Origin of the sequence: uncultured Lutibacter sp. (assembly GCF_937891065.1) — a bacterium.
In the GTDB taxonomy this organism is placed as follows: Bacteria; Bacteroidota; Bacteroidia; order Flavobacteriales; family Flavobacteriaceae; genus Lutibacter.
The window spans coordinates 20,752-29,254 of record NZ_CALAEQ010000095.1; the positions used below are offsets into that span (position 1 = coordinate 20,752).

The following is an 8,503-nucleotide window of genomic DNA, read 5'->3' on the forward strand; positions in this document are numbered from 1 at the left end:
TTTTTGCCGTATGGATAATGATTTAAGCAATTATCGAAAAATTTATAAAAAAAGTGAACTTTCCAAAAATGAGATTTCAGAAAACCCAATGGAATTATTTCAAAAATGGTTTTTTGAAGTAGAAGAATTTGGTGGAGATACTGAAACCAATGCTATGACAATTGCAACAGTTGGTTTAGACGGATTCCCAAAAAGTAGAGTGGTATTATTAAAAAAATATACTTGGGAAGGTTTCATTTTTTACACCAATTACAACAGTGAGAAAGGAAAATCTATTGACAATAATCCAAATGTTTGCCTATCTTTTTTCTGGAATAATATAGAACGTCAGGTTATTATTAAAGGACGTACTGAAAAAATTGCAGAAAACTTATCAGATGGTTATTTTGAATCAAGACCAGACGGAAGTAAGTTAGGCGCCTGGGCTTCAGACCAAAGCGAACCTGTTTCTTCTAGGAAATATTTAGATGAACGTTTAGCTTCCTTTGAAAATAAATTTAAAAATAAAGAAATTACAAGACCCAAAAATTGGGGCGGTTATATTGTAAAACCTGTTAGTATTGAATTTTGGCAAGGACGTCCAAATAGAATGCATGATAGAATTAGATACACATTACAAGAAAATTTTGATTGGAAAATTGAAAGATTAGCTCCTTAATATATATATTTGAACCACAACCAATATTAAATGAAAACACTTTACATTGTTAGGCACGCAAAATCTTCTTGGGAATATGAAGGAATTAAAGACATTGATCGCCCATTAAAAAAACGAGGAATTAACGATGCTTATTTAATTTCTAATGTATTGCAAAAAAAGATATCAAGTCCCGATGTTTTTATCTCAAGTTGTGCAAATAGAGCTTTGCACACTGCAATGATTTTTAGCTATTCTTTTAATTACCCATTAGCAAACCTCAAAATAAGTAAATCCTTATTTAATTTTAGTGATGGTTACTTAATAAAAACAGTAAAAGCATTAGATGATGGTTTTGATTCAGCAATTATATTTAGTCATGACCATGGAATTAGTGATTTTGTGAATAAATTTGGAGACAAGCTTTTAGACCACGTACCTACCTGTGGTGTTATTGGAATTAAATTTGATACCAATCATTGGAAAAACATAAAATCTGGAAAAACATTTTTAACTGAGTTTCCAAAAAATTATAAATAATTTTATTTTGAAAATTGAAAAACTTGCTGGAATTGATATAGGCTCTAATGCTGTGCGTTTATTGGTAACCAATGTAATTACCGAAGATTCTGGTGCTAATCCAAGTTTTAAAAAATCTGCGCTAGTTCGTGTGCCAATTCGCTTGGGAGCTGATACCTTTATTAAAGGAATAATTTCTGAAAAAAATAAAAACAGAATGATTAAAGCTATGAAAGCTTTTAAATTATTGATGGACGTTCACGGAATTGAAAAATATAAAGCTTGTGCAACTTCAGCTATGCGAGAAGCTAAAAATGGTGATGAAATAGTTAATGAAATATTTAAAAAAACTTCTATAAAAATAGATATTATAGATGGCAAGAAAGAAGCCAAAATAATATTTTCTACCGATTTAAATCATATTATAGAAATTCATAAAACCTATTTATATGTTGATGTTGGTGGTGGTAGTACAGAAATTACCATTTTTTCAAAAGGGAAAATTACGACTTCTAAATCATTTAAAATAGGTACTGTCCGTTTATTAGATGACAAGAAAAAATTTAAAGCAATTTGGCTAAATATAGAAACTTGGATCAAAGAAAATACTAAAGGCCTAAAAAATATAAATGTAATTGGTTCAGGAGGAAATATAAATAAAATATTTAAACTCTCCGGAAAACCAATGGGAACAGCTCTTAGTTTAACGTATATGAAAAATTACTTAGATTTTTTAAGTCAAATGACATACGAAGATAGAATCCTAAAGCTAGATTTAAACCCAGACAGAGCTGATGTAATTATACCTGCATCAAAAATATATGTAGCTGCAATGGAATGGAGTGGCGCTACTAAAATTTATGTTCCAAAAATTGGACTTGCTGATGGTATTGTGAAAAATGTGTATTATAACACGTATTAAGAATATCTACTATAACATAAAAAAACCGCTAAAAGCGGTTTTTTTCATATTTAAAATCTAAAAATTAAATTCAAGATTTTATAAACTCTTCAACTAATTTACCTACAATTTTTTCAGCAATTTTAGCTACTTTTTGTACTTCTTCATGTGAAACTTCTTCTACTATTCCCTCTACACCTAAATCGGTTATAACAGAAATACCAAAACAAGTCATTCCCATATGTTTAGCTACAATCACTTCAGGAACTGTTGACATTCCAACTGCATCAGCACCAACTAATTTAACCATTCTATATTCCGCAGGCGTTTCAAAAGTAGGGCCTTGTAATGCTAAATAAACACCTTTTTGAATTGGAACGTTCATATTTTTAGCTATTTGCTCCATTTTCGCAATCATTTTAAGACAATATGGCTCGTGCATATCAACAAATCTTGGCCCAAAACGTTCTTCATTTTTACCACGTAAAGGATGTTCAGGAATAAAATTAATATGATCTGTAATTATCATAACATCTCCAACTTTAAAAGCTGGATTTACACCACCTGAAGCGTTTGAAACAATTAAATTTTCAACACCTAAATATTTCATTACTCGCACTGGAAAAACTGTTTGTTCCATCGTCCAACCTTCATAATAATGAAATCGACCACGCATAGCAATCACTTTTTTATTACCAATGGTTCCAAAAATTAATTCTCCCGAATGACCAGCAACAGTTGAAACTGGAAAGTTTGGTATTTCTCCATAAGGAATCGTAATTTCAATCTCAATCTTCTCAACTAAATTTCCTAATCCTGTCCCTAAAATAATACCATAATCTGGTGTTGTAATCCCTTTCTCCTGAAGAAACTTAACTGTATCTTGAACTTTATTCCACATATTTTTTTATTAATTTATCAAAACTTGTCTTGTTCTTTACAAATTTTGTTTTTATTGATATATATCTCAAATTTTGTAAGTCTGCAAAGATACGAACATAATCTTTCTCTGTTGTTAAAACTATATTATTATTTGACTTCAGTGACTTAAATTCTGAATTTATTTCAGCAATATCCTTCTCTTTAAACTGATAATGATCTGGATATTTTATATGCTTAAATTTAATTTTCTGATTGGTTAAATACTCAACTAAAGGTGTTGGATTTGCAATACCAGTAACAAGTAGTGTTTCTGTATTTTTTAGCTCACTCAAATTTAAGTTTGAAGCTCCTTTTAATTCATTATCATATTCAATAGCTGTGAAAAATATTGATTGCTTTGAAGTTAAATTTAACTTTTGAGTGATCTCAAACTGTTCAACTTCTGAAATATTAATAGGGCATTTTGTCACAATTATTACCTGTGCTCTTTTAGCTCCTGATTTTTTTTCTCTTAAATCTCCTGTTGGTAACATATGATCATCAACATATAAATTATGGTAGGCCGTTAACAAAATATTAAACCCTGCATTTACTCTTCTATGCTGAAAAGCATCATCTAATAAAATAATATCTGGCGGATTTTCTAAAGCTTCTAATTGCTGAATCGCATTTGTTCTATCAACATCAACACAAACAATAACTTTAGGGAATTTTAAATAATATTGAAAAGGTTCATCGCCAATAATTTCAGCAGTTGAATTTTCATCTGCAATCATAAAACCACTACTTTTTCTTTTATAACCTCTACTTAAAACTGCTATTTTATAGTCGTTTTGCAATAATCGAATTAAGTATTCTATTTGAGGTGTTTTTCCTGTTCCACCAACACTTAAATTTCCTACAACAATAGTAGGAGTTTGAAATTGAGTTGATGTAATAATATGTTTGTCGTATAAATAATTACGCATACTTGTAATTAATCCATACAACAAAGAAAACGGAAATAGTATTTTTCTTAAAAATTTCACTTAAGCGAAAATACAAACAAATTAAAAATTTCTGCTTAAATAGGGTAACTTTCTTATGTAAAATTTATCTTTGTTAGCATCATTCATTCCAAACTATGAAAATTAAAGATATTACAACTTGTATTGAAGAAATTGCACCATTAAATTATGCTGAAAGTTTTGACAATGTTGGCTTATTAGTTGGCAACTACTATACTGAGGTTACAGGTGTTTTAGTTACGCTTGACACATTGGAAAATGTTGTTGATGAAGCTATTGAAAAGCATTGTAATTTAATTGTAAGTTTTCATCCAATTATATTTTCAGGATTAAAGAAACTAAATGGCAACAACTATGTTGAGCGCGTTGTATTGAAAGCTATTAAAAATGACATTGCTATTTATTCAATGCATACTGCCTTAGACAATTCTTTTCAAGGAGTGAATGCGAAAATTTGTGAAATTCTTGGTTTGCAAAATAAAAAAGTATTAATTCCTCAAAAAAATACCATAAAAAAGCTAACTACGTACGTTCCAAATAACAATTCAGAAAAAGTTAGAACAGCTCTTTTTAAAGCTGGAGCTGGAAGTATAGGGAACTATGATCATTGTAGTTTTAATACAGAAGGTTATGGTACTTATAAAGGCAATGAAAATTCAAATCCAACTATTGGGGAAAAAGGAAAACTTCATACCGAAAATGAAACTTTTATCAGTGTAATTTTTGAAAAACATAAAGAGAATAATATACTTACTGCGCTTTTTAATGCACATCCTTATGAAGAAGTTGCTTATGATATTGTTCCTCTAGATAATATGAATCAAGAAATTGGCCTTGGAATGATAGGTGAATTGACTGAAGAAAAAAGCGAATTAGATTTTTTAAATTTCCTAAAAGTAACTATGAATGCTAAAGGAATAAGACATTCAAAATTAATAGGAAAACCAATTAAAAAAGTCGCTGTTTTAGGAGGCTCTGGAAGTTTTGCAATTCAGAATGCAATAAGTGCCGAAGCCGATATTTATGTGACTTCTGATATTAAATATCATGAATTTTACAAAGCTGAAGATAAACTTATTATCGCAGATATAGGACATTATGAAAGTGAACAATTCACAAAAAATCTTTTAGTTGAGATACTTACAAAAAAATTCCTTAATTTTGCCATCATTTTATCAAATAGAAACACAAACCCAATTTATTACTTATAATATGGCTAAAAGCAAAGAAGTTACTGTTGAAGAAAAATTAAGAGCTCTTTACGACTTACAATTAATTGATTCAAGAGCTGATGAAATTAAAAATGTAAGAGGTGAACTACCTTTAGAAATTGAAGATTTAGAAGATGAAATTGTAGGTTTAAACAAAAGACTTTCTAATCTAGATGAAGATGTAACTAACTTAAAAGGTGAAATTACAGCCAAGAAATTGGTTATTGAAGATGCAAATACATTATTAAAAAAATATGCCGAACAACAAAAGAATGTTCGTAACAATAGAGAATTCAATTCTATAAGTAAAGAGATTGAATATCAAGAGCTTGAAATTGAATTAGCTGAAAAAAGAATTAAAGAATATAAAGTTAAAATTGAACAAAAAAACGAAGTAATTACCACTACTAAAGAAAACATTGCGAGACAAGCTGATTTACTAAAACATAAATCGGGTGAATTAAGCGATATCATGGGTGATACAATTAAAGAAGAAGCTTTATTACTTAAAATGTCTGCAGAATATAGCGATTTAATAGATGATCATTTATTAAAAGCTTATAACAGAATTAGAACTTCTGTAAAAAATGGTTTAGCTGTTGTTTCTATTGATAGAGGTGCTTCTGGAGGTTCATTCTTTACTATTCCACCACAAAGACAAGTTGAAATTGCAAGTCGTAAAAAAATTATTACTGATGAACATAGCGGTAGAATTTTAGTTGACGGTGCTTTAGCTGAAGAAGAAAAAGAAAAAATTGACAAATTATTAAAGTAATCCTACTTTAAATCCTATAAAAAAAGGCTTCCAATATGGAAGCCTTTTTTATTTTTTAGTTGCACGTATTGAATATAACAAAGGAAACATTCGCTGATTTTCCTTTAACACATACATTCCATCTTCAGTCTTATCCATTTCTGGAAAACTATTGTAAGGCGATTTTTCAAACTCATGTAAAAACTCAATTTGCATACCGGCTTCAGTTAAAGCAGTAATAACTTCCCCTAAACCATGGTTCCAACCATATTCTTTACTTATAATATCGGCATCCTTATTTGTATAGGTTCCTTTATACTCTTCATAAATTGCTTCTTTTTCTAGATATGGATATGTCAATTTTGGGGGTGTTTGTAAAAAATCGAACATCCAGACTATTGGGTGAAATTCTATCAAATAAAAAATACCACCACTTTTAAGTTTACTTGAAATAATTTCACCCCAAGTTTTTAAATCGGGTAACCAACCAATAACGCCATAAGACGCAAAAACAATATCGAATTTTCCTTCCACATTTTTAGGAACATCATATAAATTACTTTCAATAAAAGTGGCATTCAAGCCTAATTCATCATTTAAAAGTTTTGCTTGTTTTATACCTTCTGGCGATAAATCAATACCTGTACACTTAGCTCCTAACCTACTAAGACTTAAAGTATCTTGTCCGAAATGACATTGTAAATGCAGTAATGTTTTTCCTTTAACATCACCCAATTCTTCTAACTCATATTTATTTAATGAAGTTTTTCCTTTTTTAAAACCTTCAACATCATAAAATTCTGATTTAGCGTGGATACTTACTTTTTTATCCCAAGTATTCTTATTTACTTCAAAATATTTTTTATTAAGATCATTCATTCTTTCCGTTTTAGTTTTTCAAAAATAACACAATTAATATAAACCATAAAATTGGTATAGCTTCTACCCAAAAACTTGTGTAATACCGTGTTCTTTTAGGTGATGAAAATATTAAAAATAAAGCCGTAACAAATGAAACAAATATTAGCATATACATTTCAGAGCTAGAAAAATTATCTTTTAAGAACTCACCTAAAACAGTTAATATAAGTAGTACATAACCAACTATTTTAGATTTTTCAACTCCTAAAACTTGAGGTAACGTTCTTAACGATTTCGAATCAAAAGTTACATCTCTAATATCAAAAGGAAGTGTTATTGCCATCAATAATAAAAAACGTTGTAAAAACTCAATATAAACGTTTGAAGTAAATTCAAAATTAGCTTCATATAAAGGAAATAATACTGTAATTCCCGCCCAAGCAAAAGCAATACTAACTATTTTTATGAATGGAAAATTCCGAAATGAAACTTCAATATTTCCAATTTTAAAAAGAGGAACTACATAAAAAAAGGTCATAAAAGCAAAAGGAAGAAGTACTAAAATTGCTTTCAAATTAAATTTGCTAAAAAAGGTAATATATATCAATAAAATAACTGATAAAAATGAAATTAAGCTCAACACATTTTTATGCTCAAAAAACCAATTCTTAAACCAATTAAGACTATTCTTTTTTATTTCAAAAAATCGAATAAAATTATAGGAAATTACGATAGAAAGTGCAACAAAAATAGGAGTTAAATTATCTACAATTCCAAATTTAAGCAAAGTAATTTTAGTTAAACTAAAACCTGCTATGGAAACATGAATATTACTGAAAATATAAAAATCTAATATTTTTTTTAAAAATTTCATTTTACAAATGTACATATTTGTTAATATCCTTAATTTTTGGTTAACAAAATATTATAATTCAGTAAAAACTCTACCCTTTTAATTCCTAAATTTTAAGTAATTTTGTAGATGTTAAATTTTATATACTATTTACAATAATGAAAACAGATTCATTCGTTTTAAGACACATAGGACCTAGTGAAAATGAAGTAAATGAAATGGTAAAAACCATTGGAGTTTCTTCAGTAGATGAACTAATAAACAAAACAATTCCTTCAGACATTCGATTAAAAAATAATTTAGATTTACCAATTGCATTAAGTGAATTTGAATATATGTCACATATTCAGGAACTTGCAAACAAAAATAAATTATACAAAAATTATATTGGTTTAGGATATCATCCAACGATACTTCCAGGTGTAATTCAACGCAACATACTAGAAAATCCAGGATGGTATACAGCTTATACTCCGTACCAAGCAGAAATTGCACAAGGCCGTTTAGAAGCTTTATTAAATTACCAAACTATGGTAACAGAGCTTACTGGCATGGAATTATCAAATGCTTCATTACTAGATGAAGGAACAGCCGCTGCAGAAGCAATGATTATGCTGTTCAACTCCAGAACAAGAGGTCAAAAAAAGGCTAATGCATCTCAGTTTTTTGTTTCAGAAGAAGTTTTACCTCAAACCATTGATGTTTTAACAACACGGGCAATTCCATTAGAAATTGAATTAATATTCGGAAACCATGAAACTTTTGAGTTTTCAGAAAATGTTTACGGTGCCTTAATTCAATATCCAGCTAAAAATGGCCAAACTTATGATTATTCAGCATTTGTTGAAAAAGCAAAAATTGTTGAAGCTAAAATTGCA

General features: G+C 28.9%; 9 protein-coding genes and 1 pseudogene. 6 read left to right on the forward strand and 4 right to left on the reverse strand.

Features of this window, described 5'->3' with window-relative positions; all coding sequences use genetic code 11:
- Positions 1–10 precede the first annotated feature (10 nt).
- Genes pdxH through Q0352_RS05340 form a run of 3 tightly spaced genes read left to right on the forward strand, consistent with a single transcriptional unit; the run spans position 11 to position 2,078 of the window.
- The gene (gene pdxH, locus Q0352_RS05330; RefSeq protein ID WP_299524742.1) at positions 11–658 is read left to right on the forward strand and encodes a pyridoxamine 5'-phosphate oxidase; all 648 of its coding nucleotides are present in this window, start codon (positions 11–13) and stop codon (positions 656–658) included.
- Positions 659–688: 30 nt separating this feature from the next.
- A complete protein-coding gene (locus Q0352_RS05335; protein WP_299524745.1) occupies positions 689–1,177 on the forward strand; it encodes a histidine phosphatase family protein in 489 nt (162 codons plus the stop codon).
- A gap of 4 nt (positions 1,178–1,181) precedes the next feature.
- Complete coding sequence (locus Q0352_RS05340; protein WP_299524765.1) at positions 1,182–2,078, forward strand: ethanolamine ammonia-lyase reactivating factor EutA; 897 nt, start codon at positions 1,182–1,184, stop codon at positions 2,076–2,078.
- Between the two features lie 70 nt (positions 2,079–2,148).
- On the opposite strand, the gene Q0352_RS05345 is transcribed toward Q0352_RS05340, so the two are convergent.
- Positions 2,149–2,958, reverse strand: coding sequence for a purine-nucleoside phosphorylase (locus tag Q0352_RS05345; protein ID WP_299524748.1), 810 nt, complete (start codon positions 2,956–2,958; stop codon positions 2,149–2,151).
- Positions 2,948–3,967 (reverse strand): tetraacyldisaccharide 4'-kinase, encoded by a 1,020-nt coding sequence (lpxK, locus tag Q0352_RS05350; protein ID WP_299524751.1) that lies wholly within the window; start codon positions 3,965–3,967, stop codon positions 2,948–2,950. The genes Q0352_RS05345 and lpxK overlap by 11 nt, the downstream gene beginning before the upstream one ends.
- A 95-nt stretch (positions 3,968–4,062) precedes the next feature.
- Between lpxK and Q0352_RS05355 the strand changes: the two genes are divergently transcribed.
- On the forward strand, positions 4,063–5,157 hold the full coding sequence (locus tag Q0352_RS05355) for a Nif3-like dinuclear metal center hexameric protein (RefSeq protein WP_299524754.1): 1,095 nt from the start codon (positions 4,063–4,065) through the stop codon (positions 5,155–5,157).
- A gap of 1 nt (position 5,158) precedes the next feature.
- The gene (locus tag Q0352_RS05360) at positions 5,159–5,932 is read left to right on the forward strand and encodes a C4-type zinc ribbon domain-containing protein (RefSeq protein WP_299524757.1); all 774 of its coding nucleotides are present in this window, start codon (positions 5,159–5,161) and stop codon (positions 5,930–5,932) included.
- Positions 5,933–5,980: 48 nt separating this feature from the next.
- On the opposite strand, the gene Q0352_RS05365 is transcribed toward Q0352_RS05360, so the two are convergent.
- Complete coding sequence (locus Q0352_RS05365) at positions 5,981–6,790, reverse strand: bifunctional 2-polyprenyl-6-hydroxyphenol methylase/3-demethylubiquinol 3-O-methyltransferase UbiG (RefSeq protein ID WP_299524760.1); 810 nt, start codon at positions 6,788–6,790, stop codon at positions 5,981–5,983.
- Between the two features lie 10 nt (positions 6,791–6,800).
- Positions 6,801–7,646, reverse strand: coding sequence for a hypothetical protein (locus Q0352_RS05370; RefSeq protein WP_299524763.1), 846 nt, complete (start codon positions 7,644–7,646; stop codon positions 6,801–6,803).
- Positions 7,647–7,783: 137 nt separating this feature from the next.
- Here Q0352_RS05370 and Q0352_RS05375 point away from each other — a divergent pair.
- Positions 7,784–8,503 (forward strand): annotated as a pseudogene (locus tag Q0352_RS05375) (glycine dehydrogenase (aminomethyl-transferring)); the annotation flags it as partial.

Bases quoted from the DNA above. Each gene is read 5' to 3' on its own strand.
- Q0352_RS05335 (WP_299524745.1), top strand. From the start codon at position 689: ATGAAAACACTTTACATTGTTAGGCACGCAAAATCTTCTTGGGAATAT.
- Q0352_RS05365 (WP_299524760.1), bottom strand. From the start codon at position 6,790: ATGAATGATCTTAATAAAAAATATTTTGAAGTAAATAAGAATACTTGG.
- Q0352_RS05360 (WP_299524757.1), top strand. From the start codon at position 5,159: ATGGCTAAAAGCAAAGAAGTTACTGTTGAAGAAAAATTAAGAGCTCTT.
- Q0352_RS05370 (WP_299524763.1), bottom strand. From the start codon at position 7,646: ATGAAATTTTTAAAAAAAATATTAGATTTTTATATTTTCAGTAATATT.
- Q0352_RS05345 (WP_299524748.1), bottom strand. From the start codon at position 2,958: ATGTGGAATAAAGTTCAAGATACAGTTAAGTTTCTTCAGGAGAAAGGG.
- pdxH (WP_299524742.1), top strand. From the start codon at position 11: ATGGATAATGATTTAAGCAATTATCGAAAAATTTATAAAAAAAGTGAA.
- Q0352_RS05355 (WP_299524754.1), top strand. From the start codon at position 4,063: ATGAAAATTAAAGATATTACAACTTGTATTGAAGAAATTGCACCATTA.